Source organism: Mesorhizobium erdmanii USDA 3471 (assembly GCF_000472705.1).
Classification (GTDB): Bacteria; Pseudomonadota; Alphaproteobacteria; order Rhizobiales; family Rhizobiaceae; genus Mesorhizobium; species Mesorhizobium erdmanii.
Window position 1 is genome coordinate 63,707 of sequence record NZ_AXAE01000020.1, and the last position, 16,741, is coordinate 80,447.

Below are 16,741 nucleotides of genomic sequence, written 5' to 3' on the forward strand. Positions count from 1 at the left end.
AGGAGACTTGGCGCGGCGCCGGTTTATTCCCGCCGCGCAAATCCAGTTGATCACAGTCGCGTGATCAACTGGTGTTTTCAGTAGGGTTGGCGCTTAGTCCGGCCAGCGCAAGACGCCGGAAGAATCCTTGCGGGCGGCTTTCATCGCGTCGGCGGGGCGATCCTTAGCGGTCAGTATGGCCCGCAGCTGTTCGGCGACGATTTCCGCCTCGCCAGGATGAAGGTTGCAGGGATCGAGGAAGAAATGGCCGCGCTCGATCTCGTGGTTGCGCACGATGATCGGCGGCGAGCCAGCGGCCAGCGCCGAGGTAAGACCAGCGGCACTGAACCGGCTCTCCGGCGAAACGAAGATTTGCAGGCGGTCGAGCGGGTTGGCCGTCGGGTCCGGAATGATTTTCGCAAAGATGCCCGGCAGCCCCTGCAAGGCGTCCTTCCACAGATTGAGCGCAGCCTCCTCGCGCCGTCGGATGCCGGCGTGGTCGCGCTTCTCCCAGGCTTCCAGTGCCGCCATGGTGCCTGCGATGCTTTCCTTGCCGACCTTCATGGCGCGGGCGACGCCGCGGTTCTGCAAATAGGCTGATCGCACCAGGTCCTTGCGGCCGGTGACGATGCCGCTGGTCGGGCCCGAGAGGAATTTGTGGCCGCTGTAGATGACGACGTCGGCGCCGCGCGCAAGGAAACCGCGCAGATCGTATTCGGAGGCGGCATCGACGATCACCGGCACGCCTTTGGCGTGGCAGATATCGCAGAATTCTTCCAGGGACAGCATGCCGTATTGCACCGTGTGGTGAGCAACGACATAGAGCCCGGCCGCGGTGCGCTCATTGATCGCCTCGCGCACATGATAGTCCTGCGTCACGCTGACCGTGCCTGCGGGAATCACCCTGGCGCCAGCGACGCGGACGGACTGGTCGATCGGCGCGCCATAATTGACGATGTGGCCGAGCTGGATGACGACCTCCGACTTGAGCTCGCCGGTGTCGTCCGGCAGCCGTTCGATGGCGAGCAGGTTGTTTCCCGTCATCGCGCCGGCGATCGCCATGGTGATGCCGCTGGCGCAGCAGGCGGTGATGAAGCCGGCTTCGCCGCCGGTGAGGCGCGCCACGACCGTACTGGCGGCGCGCTGCAAATCGTCCATCTCGACCCATTGCGAGGCCATCTCGGCCATGGCGCTGATCGCCTCGGGAACGATGATCGATGCGCCGAGCGCGGTCATGGTGCCGGAGACATTGATGATCGGCCGCAAACCCAGCCGTTCGCGGATGGTGGTGTTGGAACCGGCGGAGGAAGTGGTTTTCATGTGAGCGAATCCCGTGAGTGGCAGGTCAGGCGGCGATCTCGACGACCGCTTCGATTTCGACGGTGATGTTGCCGGGCAGCGAGCCGACGCCGATCGCCGAGCGGGCGTGGCCGCCGATCTTGTCGAAGACATCGGCAAACAAATCCGAGCAACCGTTGACCACTTTCGGGTGGTCGCTGAAGGTCGGCGTCGCGTTGACGAAGCCGAGCAGCTTGACGACGCGCACGATGCGGCCGAGATCGCCAGCGGCGGCGTGCATCACGGCCAGCAAATTGAGCCCGGTAAGGCGCGCATGCTCATAGGCCTGCTCGACCGTGACATCCTCGCCGACCTTGCCGGTGCAGAGCGTGCCGTCGGCGCGCAGCGGCCCCTGGCCGGACAGAAAGATCAGCCGGCCGCTCTCGGCATGGGTGACGAAATTGGCGATGGGCGTCGGCGGTTCGGGCAGCGTCAGGCCGAGTTCGGCGAGCCTGGTGTAAGGCGACATGAATGAAGGCTCCTTGGGACGGCTTTAGTCGTCCAATCTCAGAAATGCGAAGCGCGAAAACGCGCCAGGAAGGTGCGGAGACGATCGTTGCTGGTCTCCGCCGCGAGGATCTCCTTCGGCGGGCCGACAGCGCTGACGCCGCCATCGGCCATGAAGACAATGCGGCTCGAAGCGTCTCGGGCAAAGGCCATCTCATGCGTCACCATCAGCATGGTCATGCCGTCTTCGGCAAGGCTGCGCACGACGGCCAGTACTTCGCCCACCAATTCGGGGTCGAGGGCCGAGGTGATCTCGTCGAGCAAAAGGATTTTTGGCTCCATCGCCACCGCGCGTGCGATGCCGACGCGCTGCTGCTGGCCGCCGGAGAGCTCGGCTGGCAGGCTGTCGGCCTTGTGGGCGAGGCCGACGCGGCCGAGCCAGTGTTCGGCCGCCTGGCGTGCCTCGGCCTGGCTCTTGCCTCGCACCTTGGTCAAGCCCAGCATGATGTTGCCGGCTGCCGTCAGATGCGGAAACAGGTTGAAGCTCTGGAACACCATGCCGGTCTCGGCACGCATCGCGGCCAAGTCGCGCTCGCCGCGGCGCTGGCGTGTTCCGGCTGAGAGGTAGCCGACCTCCTTGCCGTCGATGCGGATCGAGCCCGAGTCGTAGCTTTCGAGGAAGTTGACGCAGCGCAGCAGCGTGGTCTTGCCACTTCCCGATGGGCCGATGACGGTAACCACCTCGCCGCGTTCGACCTGAAGGCTGACGGAACGCAGCACCTCGACGGCGCCGAAGGCCTTGGAAACGTCGCGCACGTCGAGCAGCGCGGGACCAGCGTTTGAGGTTTCGGACATCGTGCTATTCCCGGATGAAAGAAAACCGCCGCTCCAGCCGCCGGCTGGCGAGCGAGAGGGCGTAGTTGACGGCGAAATAGATGAGCGCGCCGAGGATATAGAGCGGCATCGCCTCGTAGGTGCGGCCGATGACCTGGTTGATGGCCTGCATCAAATCGGTGATGCCGAGCAGCGACACCAGCGCGCTGCCCTTGACCGCGTCGGTGACGCCGTTGATCCAGGGCGGCAGGAAGCGCCTGAAGGCCTGCGGAAAGATGACGTAGGTCAACCGCTGGCGGAAGGTCAGCCCGATCGCCATCGCCGCCTCGGACTGGCCCTTCGGGATCGAAGCGACGGCGCCCCTGAGATATTCGATGACCTGCGCCGTCTTGAACAGCGTCAGCGCCAGGACGGCGGCCCAGAAGGATGGCAGGTGCAAGCCGATCGCCGGCAGGCCGTAATAGACGAAGAACATCAACACCAGGATCGGAATGCCGCGAATGGTATCCGAGAAGATGCGCACCGCCCAGCGCAATGGGGCAGGGCCATAGACCAGGCCAACGCCAAGCGTGACGCCGGCGATGAGCGACAGCACCACGACCAGAAGCGATACCCAAAGGGTAAGGGCGAAGCCTTGGGCAAGGAACGGCAGGGCGTAGAGGATCTGGCCAACCATGTCAGCGCGCCGCCCTGAACCGGCGCTCGACGAGCCTGAGCCCGAAAAGCAGGATGTAGCCGGTCACCAGGTACATCGCCGTCGTCACCAGATAGACCTCGACGATGCGAAAGGTGTTGAAGTTGATCCACTGGGCGCCGAAGGTGAGTTCCGGCACCGAGATGACCGAAGCGATCGAGGTGTCCTTGAACAGCGAGATGAAGGTGTTGGAGAGCGCCGGCAAGGTGATGCGCAGCATCGTCGGCAGGCGCACATGCAGCAGTCTTTGCCAAGGGGTCAGGCCGATCGCCTTGCCGGCATCGAGCTGGCCGCGCGGGACGGCTTCGAGGCCGGAGCGAAACACCTCGACCAGATAGGCGCCGCTATAGACGGACAGGGTCAGGATGAAAGAGGTCGGCGCGCTGTAAGCCAGGTCGACGACGGTCGGCAGGCCGTAGAAGACCAGATAGACCAGCAGGATCAGCGGCACGTTGCGGATGAATTCGACGTAAGCGGCGATGATCGCCCGCACCGTGCGCCCGGCAGAGACATACCAGACCGCGAGCACCAGGCCGATGACGGTGCCGATGGCGATCGAGATCACGGCAAGCTCGAGGCTGAGCAGCAGGCCGCCCCAGAGCTTGTCGAAATGCCGCCAGATGAGATTGAAATTCAGGGCATAGCCCATGCATTCGCCTCGGTGTGAAGGGCGTCGTGTGGCTTGCGGAAGGGCGGGAATGCCGCCCTTCCGCAAGCCAGGATCAGATGCCAACCAGGATCAGATAACGGGGAATCCGGGGTGGCGGGCCGGCGGCTCCTGGCCGAAATAGTCCTTGAAGGCGGCATCGTAGAGCGCCGATTCATGACCGAACATGGCGATGGTGAAGGTCTGGTTGACGAAGGTCAGCCAGTCGAGATCGCCTTGCCGCAAGGCCGCGCCGTAGAGCATCGAATACCAGCTCTTGCCGGCATCGAAATATTTGTCGGGATTGCGCGAGGCGAGCCAGCGCACGGTGGAGAGATCGACTGCGGCTGCGTCGGCGCGCTTGGATTCCAGCGCCTGCAGCACGTTGGCCTGGGTGTCGATCTGCAGCACCTGCGCCTGCGGCAAGGCGTAGTGGACCGAGCTTTCGGCGTCGACATTCTGCAGGATGGAAATGCGCGTCGCCGAACCGCCGGCGAGCAACTTGTCGAAGGTCTTGTTCTCGGCGGTGGGCAGCGTCAGCAAGGCAACGCCTTCGACATAGTAAGGCCTGCTGAAATTGATCAGCTGCGAGCGCTGCGCCGTCATCGTCATGAACTGGATTGTTATGTCGACCTTGTTGGTGGTGACGTTGGGAATGCGCTGCGCCGGATCCTGCATGACGAACTCGACCTTGGTCGGATCGTCGAAAAGGCCCTTGGCCAGGATGCGTCCCATGGTGATGTCCATGCCGACCAGCTCGCCGGCATCGTTCTCGAAATGCCAGGGCGCGTTGGTGCTGCCGGTGCCGACGATCAGCTTGCCGCGGTCGAGCACGGTGCGCAGCAGGCTGTCGGATGCGGCCTGGGCGGCTGCCTTCTGGGCATCGACGGTTGCCAGTACGCCGGCGGTGGCCAGTCCCGCCATTCCCAATTTCAGAAAATCACGTCTTCCGGATGTGTCGTTCACGGCGACCTCCTTTCGTGTTGTGTTCCCCTATGCACAGGCCATACACGCGATGATGACTATAAAAAAATTGTCTCTTACAAGAGACGCATGTATCCTGTACAAGACAGATACTAACATCAGGAATCGACAATGCAAGATGGCAATGCCTTGGCCGTTTCGGCCGACGAAAAGACGACGGCCTCGCGCGAAAAGGGCCTCAACCGGGTGCTTGAGATCCTCGACTTTCTGCACACGACGCAGCGGGCGATCGGCATTGGAGACCTCGCCAAGGGGGTGAACGCTCCGCGCTCGACGACCTACACGCTGGTGCGGTCGCTGGTCGATGCCGGCCTGCTGGAAATGGCCGGCGACGGCAACCGCGTCTATTTCGGCAAGAAGCTCTATCTCTATGGAATGGATTATGTGCGCGGCAACGACCTGCTGCGGCGAGGACGCCAGGAAGTCGACCATCTGTCGCGCGAGACCTCGGAGCTGTGCATGCTGCAGAGCGGCCGCTATACCATCGTCCATTCCAGCCCCGGCACCAGGCCGTTCCGCATCAGCTCGGCCACCGGCCTGCAGATTCCACTGCCGTGGACCGCATCCGGCCGGCTGCTGCTGGCAGGGCTGGAGCGGGCAGAGATCGAAGCCATGGTGTCGGATGACGATCTCGTGCTGCCTGACGGGCGCAAGCTCGAACTCGACGATTTCATCACCGACATCGCCAAGGCCGGGGTTACCGGCTACTGCGTCACCTCGGGCCTGGTCGATGCCTATACGAAATGTCTTGCCGCGCCTGTGTTTTCAGCGCCGGGCAAGGTCGAGGCGACGATGTGCCTGGTGGTTCCCATCGACACCTCCGAGGAGCGGACCGGCAGTCTCATCGGCCTGCTGCGCGACCGTGCGGGCAGGCTTTCGATCGGCGGGTAGGCGCATGACGGTTACGCGATGATGTCTGGAATGATCCTGTCTTCCAGCTTCATCAGCCGGTCCTTGAGCGCCAGCTTCTTCTTTTTCATGCGCTGGATCTGCAGGGGATCGCAGTTGGTGGCGATCATCGCGTTGATGGCGGCGTCGAAATCGGCGTGTTCCTGCTTCAGCCGGGAAAATTCGAGGCGAATATCGGCCTTTTCCTGATCGGACATTCTCTACCGTCTGCACGTCTGCGGCGCCCAAAACTGGGCCTGGTTGGGCGGGGGCGGCAATTTCTGCCACCGGCGCGCAGCCAATATCACATTTCACATTGTCGTGGAATGCTACCACGCAGCATTCGACATCGCGATCGGAAGGTGGCAAAGTGTCATCGTGCCGTCACAGAAACGACCTGCGGTGGACGTGCCTTTGACGGCTGCAATCGAGGAAAACCATGAAAGGGAGAACCAATCATGTCTCTTGCATCCCATCTTGATGAGTTGCAGCGGAAACACGGCGACATCGAACGCGAGATCGATAACGCGATGAACCACCCGTCGGTGGACGACCTCGAAATCGTGAATCTCAAGCGACGCAAGCTGGCACTCAAGGACGAGATTGAAAAACTGAGGGCGACCACGCATTGACGCTCGACTGATATAGCCGCTCACCATTTGCGGTCTTCCTTGCCGGCGGCAGCCGCCGCCGGTGTGATGGTTTTATTACTTCCGACGGACCCTCATAAACATTTGAGATTGGCCGAAGCCTCCTGAACTTCGTCATCCACGGGCGAAGCAAGGAGCGTAGCGACGCGGCGCAGACCCGAGGATCCATGCCGCGACCTCAAAGCGTTGCCACGGTTCGGAATTTTGTCCCGCCGCACTCCATGGCATAGGTCACGGAATGGATCCTCGGGTCTACGCGACGGAGCTTCGCTCCTGCTCCGCCCGTGGATGACGAAGTGGTGGGCGGTCCAGCCAATCGCCAAGGTATGCCATTCGCAAACGCCAAGCGCCCGGGTAAAAACCTGGGCGCCGGGCAACTGTTCGCGGGTCATTTCGGGGCTGGTGGCGACCTGTCGCCATTGACAAGCCATCTTTGCTCCTCCACCTCATGCCCGGACTTCAGCGCATCGGCCCCGGGGAAGTGCTCGCACGTCCCAAGTGGACGCACGGCGCTCCAGAGATTAAAGGCTGCCGGCATGACCGGATATTTTTCCTTTCCCTTCCCGCGCCGCACCTCGGTCGGCGTCGATGTCGGCGGCGTGGTCGTCGGCGGCGGCGCCCCGGTTGTCGTGCAGTCGATGACCAACACCGACACCGCCGATATCGACCAGACCGTCGCGCAGGTCGCGGCACTTCACCGCGCCGGCTCCGAGATCGTGCGCATAACCGTCGACCGCGACGAGAGTGCCGCTGCCGTGCCGCGCATCCATGAGCGCTTGTTGCGGCTTGGCATCGACGTGCCGCTGGTCGGCGACTTCCACTATATCGGCCACAAGCTTCTTGCCGATCATCCGGCCTGCGCCGAGGCACTGGCAAAATACCGCATCAATCCGGGCAATGTCGGCTTCAAGGACAAGAAGGACCGGCAGTTCACCGATATCGTCGAAATGGCGATCAAGCACGACAAGCCGGTGCGTATCGGCGTCAACTGGGGCTCGCTCGACCAGGAGCTCTTGACCCGGCTGATGGACGACAACCAGGACAAGGGTTTTCCGCTGACGGCCCAGGAAGTGACTCGCGAGGCGATCGTGCAGTCGGCGATCCTGTCAGCGGAGATGGCTGAAGAGATCGGCCTCGGCCGCGACAAGATCATCCTGTCGGCCAAGGTCAGCGGCGTGCAGGACCTGATCGCCGTCTATACCGAGCTCGCCACCCGCTCCGACCACGCGCTGCATCTCGGCCTCACCGAGGCCGGCATGGGCTCGAAAGGCATCGTCGCCTCGTCCGCCGCGATGGGCATCCTCTTGCAGCAAGGCATCGGCGACACCATCCGCATTTCGCTGACGCCGGAGCCGAATGGCGACCGCACGCGCGAGGTGCAGGTGGCGCAGGAACTGCTGCAGACGATGGGCTTCCGGCAGTTCGTGCCGATCGTCGCCGCTTGCCCCGGCTGCGGCCGCACCACCTCGACCGTGTTCCAGGAGCTTGCGCAGAACATCCAGGCGGATCTGCGCAAGAACATGCCGGTGTGGCGCGAAAAATATCCCGGCGTCGAGAACCTCAAGGTCGCGGTGATGGGCTGCATCGTCAACGGCCCAGGCGAGTCCAAGCATGCCGATATCGGCATTTCGCTGCCCGGCACCGGCGAGACGCCGACAGCGCCCGTGTTCGTCGACGGCAAGAAGGCGGCGACGCTGCGCGGACCGTCGATCGCGGCGGATTTCGAGAAAATGGTCGCTGACTATATCGAGCAGAGATTTGGTCGCGGCAAGGCCGCGGCCGAGTAGCCGCGATGCGGCGTTTCCTCTTGGCAACGCTGATACTGCTTTGCGGGCTGGCCTGGTCGACGCTCGTTCGGGCCGATCCGCCGCAATCGGCCAAGCAACGGCTGATCGACAAGGTCTGCAACCTGATCCAGGCCCATGCCGACCAGAACGGCCTGCCCCGGGATTTCTTCGCCCGGCTGATCTGGAAGGAAAGCGGTTTCGATCCCAACGCCGTCAGCCCGGTCGGCGCCGAAGGCATCGCCCAGTTCATGCCGGGCACCGCCAAGATGCGGGGGCTCGAAAATTCCTTCGACATCAACCAGGCGATCCCGGCCTCGGCCAAATATCTCGCCGAAATGAAAACCAGTTACGGCAATCTCGGCCTGGCGGCGGCCGCCTACAACGCCGGTGAAAGCCGGGTGTCGCGCTGGCTGGGTTCGGGCGGCTTCCTGCCGATGGAGACCGAGAGCTACGTCTTCGACATCATGGGTGAGCCGGTCGACAAGTTCACCGACCTCGCCTATGCCGGAAAAATCGAGCCGCTCGACGCCAAGGCGGATTTCGCCGTCGCCTGCCGCAAGCTGCCGGTGATCATGTCGCAGACCGTTGCGATGGCCTCGATCAACGTCAAACCCTGGGGCATCCAGGTCGCCGGCAATTTTCGCCGCAGCGCGGCAATCAGCCAGTGGCTGCGGGTGAGGAGCCGGTTTCCGGCGTTGCTTGCCGGCCATGATCCGGTGGTGAGCCGGGTGCGCACGCCTATCGGCCGGCGTGGCATCTACGCGGTCAGGATCGGGATCGACGATCGCGCCGCCGCCAATGGCATCTGCCAGAAACTGCAGAGCGTCGGCGGGGCTTGCGTGGTGGTGCGCAACCGGTAAAGGCCTGAGGCCGGTTCATGTTCGAAAGAGGCGTTTGAAAAATGGCAGCCAGGATCGTTCTGCTCAATGGCGTCGGCAGTGCCGGCAAAAGCGCGATCGCCAGGGCGCTGCAGACGATGACCGCCGCGCCGTTCTTGCATGTCCAGATGGACAGTTTCCTCGAAATGCTGCCCGAGGCCTTGCAGGACCATGCCGACGGCTTCGCTTACGAAACGGTTCAACAGGATGGCAAACCCGCGGTTGTGATCCGGGCTGGACCGGTGGGCGAAAGAACCTTGCGCGGCATGCGCCACGCCATCGCCGCCATGGCCAAGCAAGGCAACAACCTGATCGTCGACGATGTGTTGTGCAACGGCGAACTGTCGGAATATGTCGAACTGCTGGCGGCCTTCGATCTCCATCTGGTCGGCGTCATGGCGCCTCTGGAGGTTCTGGAGGCCCGCGAAGCGCAGCGGTCCGACAGACTGCCGGGGCTGGCGCGCTGGCAATATGAGCGTGTACACGTGGCAATGCGCCACGATCTCGAAATCGATACCAGCCAGCTTACGCCGCTCGAATGTGCGCGCCGCATCCAGCAGAGATTTCAATTATAGGCGGCGGCGGACCACTTGGGTTCGCCCTGCCTATGAGGAGCGACAAGAGCAGCGGGATGTTCGACGCCTACATAATTTGCGGCACGCCGAGAACGGGCAGCACCTTGCTATGCAAGCTGCTGGCATCCACCGGGACGTCAGGCGATCCTCACTCCTTCTACCGGCGGCAGGATCTGTCGGAATGGGCCGAGGAGTGGCAACTGCCCGATCGCGACACGATGGGCGAGCTCGAATTCGACACGGCCTATCTCGATGCGGCAATCACCGCCGGCAAGGGTGAGACGGGCGTTTTTGGCCTGCGCCTGATGCGCGAAAACCTGGATGAGCTTTCGGCGATCCTCGACCGGATTTTCCCAGGGCTTGCGTCGGACGCGGCGCGTTTCGCGAGCGCCTTTGGCCGTATCCTCTACATCCACTTGTCGCGCGAGAACAAGCTCGCCCAGGCTGTCTCGCTGATAAAGGCACAGCAGACCGGACTTTGGCACGTCGCACCTGACGGCACCGAGATCGAAAGGGTCGCACCGCGGCAGGAGCCCCAATATGATTTCGAGCGGATCAAAGGGGAGCTCGCCGAGCTCGAAGCCTATGATGCGGCCTGGAACATCTGGTTCGAGGCGCAAGGCCTGACGCCTCTGCGGATTGGCTATGAGCGTCTCTCCGCCAATCCGGCCGCGGCATTGCTGGGCATCTGCAAAGCTCTCGGCGTCCGGTCCCCCAATGCCGAGGATATCCGGCCAGGCGTTGCAAAGCTCGCCGACGAGACAAGCCTCGACTGGATGCGCCGCTATCGTCTGGACGCAGCACGCCCGACGCAGTGACGTGGATTAGGCCGTCCTGGCCACCACCGTTTCGCTCAGCCATGTGCCGATCTTGGCGCCGAGGCGATCTGGCGAAACGGGCTTTGGCAGATAGTCGTCCATGCCGGCCTCGATGCACTTGTCGCGATCGCCCTTCAGCGCATGCGCGGTGACGCCGATGATTGGGATGTGACCGTCCGACGATGCCTCGATCGCGCGGATGGCGCGGGTTGCCTCGTAGCCGTTCATCTCGGGCATCGACACGTCCATCAGGATCAATTTCGGATGCAGCGACCGGTACATCTCGACCGCGGTGCGGCCATTGCCGGCGATGCGATAGCTCAGGCCGAGCCCATTGAGGATCTGGCCGAACACCAGCTGGTTCACCTCATTGTCCTCGGCGATGAGGATGTCGATAGGCCCATTCGGCGTGGCGGTCGATTCCAGCACTGGCATGACCAGCACGGCGGGGCCACGGATGACCGTGAAGGCGGGCGGAGCCGCCTGCGGCATCGGCATCAGCTGGGCCGGCTCGCGAACGAACTGCGCCTTGCCAACCTGCGAGCGTGCCTTCTGGATGACCGAGATGACCGTGCCGAGCAGCACCGCCGAGCGCGCCGGCTTGGTCAGATGCGCCGATATGCCGAAGTCGATGATCATCTTACCGAAATCGACCTGGTCGACGGAGGTCAGGATAACGATCGGGATGGCCGACAGCCGGCTGTCGGAGGCGATCGCCCGGGCGACATCGGCGCCGTTCATGCCGGGCATCTGGTAGTCGAGGATGATGCAGTCGACGCTGGCGCCCAACTGGCAGGCGCGATCGAGGAAGGCCAGCCCCACCGCGCCACTTTCGGCGGCGGCGCAGTCGAAGCTCCAGCTCCTGAGCTGTTCGAGCAGGATCTCGCGGTTGACCGGATTGTCGTCGATGACCAGCACGCGCGCTCCGGTGACGTCGACCGGCACGATGGCGTCGCGCGCCTCGGCATGATGCACGGGCAGCGGCACCGCGAACCAGAAGACGGAGCCGCGCCCGATCTCGCTCTCGACGCCGATCTTGCCGGTCATCAAATCGACGAGGCGGGCGGCGATGGCGAGCCCTAGCCCGGTGCCTTCGTGGCGGCGGGTCGACGAGCCGTCGACCTGGGCGAACTTCTCGAACACGTTCTGCAGTTTCTCGGCTGGAATACCGATGCCGGTATCCTCGACCCGCAGCTTGAGCTGGACGACGTCATTGACGGTTTCGCCGCCGACATCGATCAGTACATGACCCTTCTCGGTGAATTTCACTGCATTGCCGACCAGATTGGTGACGATCTGCCGGAAGCGACCGGCGTCACCGACGACATGGGCCGGCAGGCGCGGATCGACGCGCACGATCAGTTCGAGGTTCTTTTCGGCGACACGCGCCGAGACCAGCGTCGCCACATCCTCGACCGCTTCGGTGAGACGGAAAGGGGCCGGGTCCAGGGTGAGCTGCCCGGCATTGATCTTGGAGAAATCGAGAATGTCGTTGATGATGGTGAGCAGCGCATTGCCGGATTTGACGATGACGTCGGTGAAGGTCCTTTGGCGTGGCGTCAGCTCGGTCTTGGCCAGGAGTTCGGCCATGCCGAGCACGCCGTTCATCGGCGTGCGTATCTCGTGGCTCATATTGGCAAGGAATTCAGACTTGGCGCGGTCGGCGGCCTCGGCCTTGAACAGGGACTCGGCCGATTGGGCAAAGGCGCGGCGGATCGCCTGCTCCATCGGTCGGAAGATCCAGAAGGCGACAATGGCCAGGACGGCGAACAGAAGCCCGCTCGCCCACAAGAGCAGCCGGTCGCTCGATGTGTCGGCCAAATGGCGCTCCTCATCCATGGCGGTGCGGACGCGGACCAGCATCGGCTGGACAAACAGATCGTTCTGGTTGCGGATTTCCCGGTAGCTCCATTCATCGCCCTTCTGCGCCACCGACATCAGGTTGAAGTTGCGCACCATGTCGCGTGCCGACCAGAACAGATCGCCGTTCACCGAGGCGGTTTCGAGTTCGCTGATGGTTGGGGCCGACAGCCGCGAGCGGATCGTGGCGAGCTGAGCAGTCAGTGTGTCGATCTCGCTGGTCAGGCGTTCGGAATGGCCGCGCGCCGAAGCGGTCAGCGCATCGCGCGTTTCGTTGCGCCATGCCGAACCTGTCGTCTCGGCGAAGCTGGTCGCGTTGCGCAGGTCGCGGGTGAAGACGACGAGGTTGCTGCTCAGCGCGTCGATCTCATGACGGAAGGAATTGACACGGTTGAGCGCGATCATGATGGCCGTCGAAGCCAGCGCGAAAATCAGCAATCCTGAAAGATAGCGAATCCGGACAAACCGGATGAAGGAAGAATATTCCGGCATGCGCAACCCCAACACATACGCATTATTTTAACGACCGGGATTACGCTTCATCTACATTAAGATTTCGTTGGCGCGAGCGGTGCGACAGCCGCGTCCGTGCGGCGGTGCGGGAGATCAGATCGATGCGGTGATGCCTCCGTCGACATAAAGGATATGGCCGTTGACAAAGGACGAGGCATCGGAGGCCAGGAACACGCAGGCTCCGACCAGTTCCTCGACCTTGCCCCAGCGCCCGGCAGGCGTGCGCTTTTCAAGCCAGGCGGTGAATGCCGGATCGGCGACGAGCGCGGCATTGAGCGGCGTGTCGAAATAGCCGGGTGCGATGGCGTTGCATTGCAGCCCATATTTCGCCCAGTCCGTCGCCATGCCCTTGGTCAGGTTGCCGACGGCGCCCTTGGTCGCCGTGTAGGGCGCGATGCCGGGGCGAGCGAGTGCCGTCTGCACGCTGCCGATATTGATGATCTTGCCGCGGCCGCGCCCGATCATGTGGCGCGCGACCGCCTGGCCGACATGGAAGACGCTGGCGACATTGGTCTGCAGCAGGCGTTCGAACGCATCGGCGGGAAAGTCCTCGAGCGGCGTGCGGAACTGCGTGCCGGCATTGTTCACCAGGATATCGATGGGGCGGCCCGACAGTTCGAAATTGTCGATCGCCGAGCGGACCGCGTCGTGGTCGGTCGCATCGAAAGCGAGTGTTTCGGCCCCTGGAATCTGCGCCGCCGCGGCGTCGAGCTTCGTTCCGTCGCGGCCGTTGAGGATCACACTGGCACCAGCTTGCGCCAGGCCCTTTGCCAAGGCGAGCCCGATGCCTTGCGAGGACCCGGTTACGAGCGCCCGGCGCCCGCCAAGATCGAACAGATTGGACGACATCGAAGCTGATCTCCCCTTTGCCTCTCGCCCCGCCCCGGCATCGGGGCCGGCTCTCAGCTGTTGCGCGTCGCGACGAAGGTCGCGGCTTGCTTCAGCAGCGCCGCCTTGTCGCCATAAGGCTCAAGCAGCGCATGCGCCTGGCCAACCAGGCCGTTGAGCTGGCTACGCGCCCAATTGGCGCCGTGCAGCGCCACCAGCGTGCCCTTGCCGGCGGCGGCGTCCTTGCCGGTCGCCTTGCCCATCTGGCTGGCGTCGGCGGTCAAATCGAGCAGGTCGTCGGCAAGCTGGAAGGCGAGGCCGATCGCCGAGCCGAATTCGGCCAGCCGCTCGCGCTCATCGGCCGGCGCGCCGGCGATGATGGCGCCGGCTTCACAGGCGAAGCGGATCAGCGCGCCGGTCTTCATCGCCTGCAGCCTTATGATGCCGGCCTCGTCGGGCGGTGTCTGTTCGGCTTCGAGGTCGAGCTTCTGGCCACCGACCATGCCGCCGGCACCGGCCGCACGGGCAAGCGCCAGCACCAATGTCGCCCGCCGCTCGGCCGGCAGCACGGTCGCCTCGCCGACGATGATGTCGAAGGCCAGCGTCAGCAAGGCGTCGCCGGCCAGGATGGCGGTCGCCTCGTCGAAGGCCCTGTGCACTGTCGGCTGGCCGCGGCGCAGGTCGTCGTCGTCCATCGCCGGCAAATCGTCATGAATCAGCGAATAGCAGTGCACGCATTCAAGCGCCGCTGCGACGCGCAGCGCGGCTTCGCCATCGGCGGAAAACAGCGCTGCACTTTCCATGACCAAAAACGGGCGCAGGCGCTTGCCGCCGTTCAGCACGCCATGGCGCATCGCCGCCATCAGCCGGTCGGGCCGTGCGATCTCACCCGAAAGCGGGCGATCGTCGAGCAACCGCCGCAGCAGCACCTCGACGGCCGCCGCCCGTCGGATCAGCGCCATTTCGAACGCCATTTCGTCGTCATTCGTCATGGCCGGGAGCGGTAGCCGACACTCAGACGTTGCGCAAGAAGGCAAGCGCCATTATGCCGGAGCAGTAAGAGCCCGTTTGGAAACTCTACTCCTGCGGTCATCTGAAGGCGTTTTCTGCGCTTCCGGTGCTCACGTACTCGAATGTACGCTCCGCTCCGGTTCTCGAAAACACCATCATATGACTCACACGAGCGAGTTTCGAAACGAGCTCGCTTGTACGGGTTGGGCGGCTTGGCGGAACCGATCGTCGATCATGAAACCGAAAAGCTGGACATGGCGACGAGATCGCGCGGCGTGAACCGCCGCAGTCTCAGGCGCTGGGTCCGGCGCGGCATCGTCGTGGCCGCCGTGCTGGCGTTGATCCCGACAGTGCTGACCTTTCTCTATCTGCCGTCCTTTGTGCACCCGGTGTCGACGCTGATGTTGAAGGATCTGGCGACCTTCTCCGGCTATGACCGGCGCTGGGTGTCAATCGACGATGTGGCGCCGGTGTTGGCCCATTCGGTGATCATGTCGGAGGACGGGCAGTTTTGTTTCCACCGCGGCGTCGATCTCGGCGAATTGCGCGGCGTCGTCGACGACGCGCTGGCCGGCGAGGCGACACGCGGCGCCTCGACCATCACCATGCAGACGGTGAAGAACCTTTTTCTCTGGTCGCGCCCGCTCGGCTCCGTGCGCAAGGTCGTGGAACTGCCGCTGGCCGTCTATTTCGACGCGGTCATGTCGAAGCGCCGCATCATGGAAATCTATCTCAACATCGCCGAATGGGGCCCCGGCATCTACGGCATCGAGGCAGCGGCGCAGCATCATTTCGGCATTCCGGCAAAACAGCTGTCGCGCCGGCAGGCGGCACTACTGGCCGTCACTCTGCCCAATCCGATCGCCCGCAATCCGGCAAAACCCGGACCGGGCCTGAGAAGGTTGGCCAATCTGATCGAGCGGCGTGCCGGCCGCTCCGGCGCTTATGTCGGCTGCCTGGAGTAGCCGACACAAAAAAATTCAAGCCAGCGCTGGCCAAAACGGCGCAGGGCGTGTATAGGCACCCGACTTTCTCAGATTTAGGCCCCGACATGGCCCTTTCACGAGGGCGGGCGGGGCTTTTGACCATGTAGTGGAGCATATCCATGGCCGTTCCGAAACGCAAAACCTCTCCGTCCAAGCGCGGCATGCGCCGCTCGGCCGACGCTCTCAAGGCCCCGACCTATGTCGAGGACAAGAATTCCGGCGAAATGCGCCGCCCGCACCACATCGACCTGAAGACCGGCATGTATCGCGGCCGCCAGGTGCTGACCCCCAAGGAAAGCTGAGCCCAGCTTTTTTTGATGGTTTGAGTTACAAAAGACCGGCCTCTGGCCGGTCTTTTTGCGTTTGGCGGGCTTGACGACCGGAGCCGAAGCTCGGGCCCGAGTCCTCCTCAACGTCATCGGTGCCGCCGTGCGCGCCGGCTACTTCAAGCGCTGAGCGTTTTATCTCGCGTTTACTCCATGTCGGCCGGGCAACCGGCTGACATGGTTGTTGCATCCGGTCTTCGACCGTGTTTGCGGCTTTGCACGAAAAATCTTGACGGCGTGCCTGCGGCGCATTCTACAGATGATGCCCCCATATGGAGACGCCAGATGTTCGGTGCCGTCCCGCTTTTGATCGTGCCTTTCATTCTCTACAATCTCGGCCTGCTCGGAATTTTCGGCGGCGGCGACGATCCGTGGGCGAGCGAGATCCTCTCGTTCCGCATGATGTCGGGCGGCGTGTTCTCGATGACGCTCGGCGACCTGATGGTGCTGATCGGGCTGATCTTCCTGTTCGTCGAAATGGTGAAGTCGGCGCGCACGACCAACGCCTCGATCATGGACCATCTCTTGTCGACGCTGGTCTTCGTCGCCTTCCTGGTCGAGTTCCTGCTGGTCAAGGGCGCCGCGCATTCCATCTTCTTCACGCTGATGATCATCGCGCTGTTCGACGTGCTGGCCGGTTTCGCGGTGTCGATGCGGTCGGCGAGCCGAGACATCAATCTCAACTAAGGCCGCATCCCG

The 16,741-nt window shown here is 63.3% G+C and carries 19 protein-coding genes; 9 read left to right on the forward strand and 10 right to left on the reverse strand.

Annotated elements, in window-relative coordinates:
• Nucleotides 1-93 precede the first annotated feature (93 nt).
• The 6 genes from A3AU_RS0116955 to A3AU_RS0116980 form a co-directional block, all read right to left on the reverse strand.
• Entirely contained in the window at nucleotides 94-1,299 is a 1,206-nt protein-coding gene (locus A3AU_RS0116955; protein WP_027053918.1) for an aminotransferase class V-fold PLP-dependent enzyme, read from the reverse strand.
• Nucleotides 1,300-1,324: 25 nt separating this feature from the next.
• The gene (locus A3AU_RS0116960; RefSeq protein WP_027053919.1) at nucleotides 1,325-1,786 is read right to left on the reverse strand and encodes a RidA family protein; all 462 of its coding nucleotides are present in this window, start codon (nucleotides 1,784-1,786) and stop codon (nucleotides 1,325-1,327) included.
• A gap of 38 nt (nucleotides 1,787-1,824) precedes the next feature.
• Nucleotides 1,825-2,619, reverse strand: coding sequence for an amino acid ABC transporter ATP-binding protein (locus A3AU_RS0116965; protein WP_027053920.1), 795 nt, complete (start codon nucleotides 2,617-2,619; stop codon nucleotides 1,825-1,827).
• Nucleotides 2,620-2,623: 4 nt separating this feature from the next.
• Nucleotides 2,624-3,274: an amino acid ABC transporter permease gene (locus A3AU_RS0116970; RefSeq protein ID WP_027053921.1), complete on the reverse strand. Its 651-nt coding sequence runs from the start codon at nucleotides 3,272-3,274 to the stop codon at nucleotides 2,624-2,626.
• Between the two features lies 1 nt (nucleotide 3,275).
• A complete protein-coding gene (locus tag A3AU_RS0116975) occupies nucleotides 3,276-3,941 on the reverse strand; it encodes an amino acid ABC transporter permease (protein WP_027053922.1) in 666 nt (221 codons plus the stop codon).
• Between the two features lie 90 nt (nucleotides 3,942-4,031).
• Entirely contained in the window at nucleotides 4,032-4,862 is an 831-nt protein-coding gene (locus tag A3AU_RS0116980) for a transporter substrate-binding domain-containing protein (RefSeq protein ID WP_010911956.1), read from the reverse strand.
• Between the two features lie 171 nt (nucleotides 4,863-5,033).
• On the opposite strand from A3AU_RS0116980, the gene A3AU_RS0116985 reads away from it, so the two are divergent.
• Entirely contained in the window at nucleotides 5,034-5,813 is a 780-nt protein-coding gene (locus A3AU_RS0116985) for an IclR family transcriptional regulator (protein WP_027053924.1), read from the forward strand.
• Nucleotides 5,814-5,824: 11 nt separating this feature from the next.
• Here A3AU_RS0116985 and A3AU_RS0116990 read toward each other — a convergent pair whose 3' ends face one another.
• On the reverse strand, nucleotides 5,825-6,028 hold the full coding sequence (locus tag A3AU_RS0116990; RefSeq protein ID WP_027053925.1) for a YdcH family protein: 204 nt from the start codon (nucleotides 6,026-6,028) through the stop codon (nucleotides 5,825-5,827).
• Between the two features lie 240 nt (nucleotides 6,029-6,268).
• On the opposite strand from A3AU_RS0116990, the gene A3AU_RS1000000137985 reads away from it, so the two are divergent.
• The 5 genes from A3AU_RS1000000137985 (at nucleotide 6,269) to A3AU_RS0117015 (ending at nucleotide 10,518) form a co-directional block, all read left to right on the forward strand.
• A complete protein-coding gene (locus tag A3AU_RS1000000137985) occupies nucleotides 6,269-6,442 on the forward strand; it encodes a YdcH family protein (protein ID WP_081709571.1) in 174 nt (57 codons plus the stop codon).
• 554 nt (nucleotides 6,443-6,996) lie between these two features.
• Complete coding sequence (ispG, locus tag A3AU_RS0117000; RefSeq protein ID WP_027053926.1) at nucleotides 6,997-8,247, forward strand: flavodoxin-dependent (E)-4-hydroxy-3-methylbut-2-enyl-diphosphate synthase; 1,251 nt, start codon at nucleotides 6,997-6,999, stop codon at nucleotides 8,245-8,247.
• 5 nt (nucleotides 8,248-8,252) lie between these two features.
• Nucleotides 8,253-9,107, forward strand: coding sequence for a lytic transglycosylase domain-containing protein (locus A3AU_RS0117005; RefSeq protein WP_027053927.1), 855 nt, complete (start codon nucleotides 8,253-8,255; stop codon nucleotides 9,105-9,107).
• 41 nt (nucleotides 9,108-9,148) lie between these two features.
• Nucleotides 9,149-9,700 (forward strand): phosphotransferase-like protein, encoded by a 552-nt coding sequence (locus tag A3AU_RS0117010; protein ID WP_027053928.1) that lies wholly within the window; start codon nucleotides 9,149-9,151, stop codon nucleotides 9,698-9,700.
• Nucleotides 9,701-9,756: 56 nt separating this feature from the next.
• Complete coding sequence (locus A3AU_RS0117015) at nucleotides 9,757-10,518, forward strand: Stf0 family sulfotransferase (protein ID WP_161633515.1); 762 nt, start codon at nucleotides 9,757-9,759, stop codon at nucleotides 10,516-10,518.
• Between the two features lie 6 nt (nucleotides 10,519-10,524).
• Here the strand turns inward: A3AU_RS0117015 and A3AU_RS0117020 are convergent, their stop codons facing one another.
• The 3 genes from A3AU_RS0117020 to A3AU_RS0117030 form a co-directional block, all read right to left on the reverse strand.
• Nucleotides 10,525-12,870 (reverse strand): response regulator, encoded by a 2,346-nt coding sequence (locus A3AU_RS0117020; RefSeq protein WP_027053930.1) that lies wholly within the window; start codon nucleotides 12,868-12,870, stop codon nucleotides 10,525-10,527.
• Nucleotides 12,871-12,984: 114 nt separating this feature from the next.
• On the reverse strand, nucleotides 12,985-13,740 hold the full coding sequence (locus tag A3AU_RS0117025; RefSeq protein ID WP_027053931.1) for an SDR family oxidoreductase: 756 nt from the start codon (nucleotides 13,738-13,740) through the stop codon (nucleotides 12,985-12,987).
• 53 nt (nucleotides 13,741-13,793) lie between these two features.
• Entirely contained in the window at nucleotides 13,794-14,711 is a 918-nt protein-coding gene (locus A3AU_RS0117030) for a polyprenyl synthetase family protein (protein WP_051355391.1), read from the reverse strand.
• Between the two features lie 222 nt (nucleotides 14,712-14,933).
• Between A3AU_RS0117030 and A3AU_RS0117035 the strand changes: the two genes are divergently transcribed.
• The 3 genes from A3AU_RS0117035 (at nucleotide 14,934) to A3AU_RS0117045 (ending at nucleotide 16,729) form a co-directional block, all read left to right on the forward strand.
• Nucleotides 14,934-15,695, forward strand: coding sequence for a biosynthetic peptidoglycan transglycosylase (locus A3AU_RS0117035; RefSeq protein WP_027053933.1), 762 nt, complete (start codon nucleotides 14,934-14,936; stop codon nucleotides 15,693-15,695).
• A gap of 140 nt (nucleotides 15,696-15,835) precedes the next feature.
• Nucleotides 15,836-16,018, forward strand: a complete 183-nt coding sequence (gene rpmF, locus A3AU_RS0117040) for a 50S ribosomal protein L32 (RefSeq protein ID WP_008834724.1) — start codon at nucleotides 15,836-15,838, stop codon at nucleotides 16,016-16,018.
• Between the two features lie 309 nt (nucleotides 16,019-16,327).
• On the forward strand, nucleotides 16,328-16,729 hold the full coding sequence (locus tag A3AU_RS0117045; RefSeq protein WP_027053934.1) for a hypothetical protein: 402 nt from the start codon (nucleotides 16,328-16,330) through the stop codon (nucleotides 16,727-16,729).
• Nucleotides 16,730-16,741: the final 12 nt, after the last annotated feature.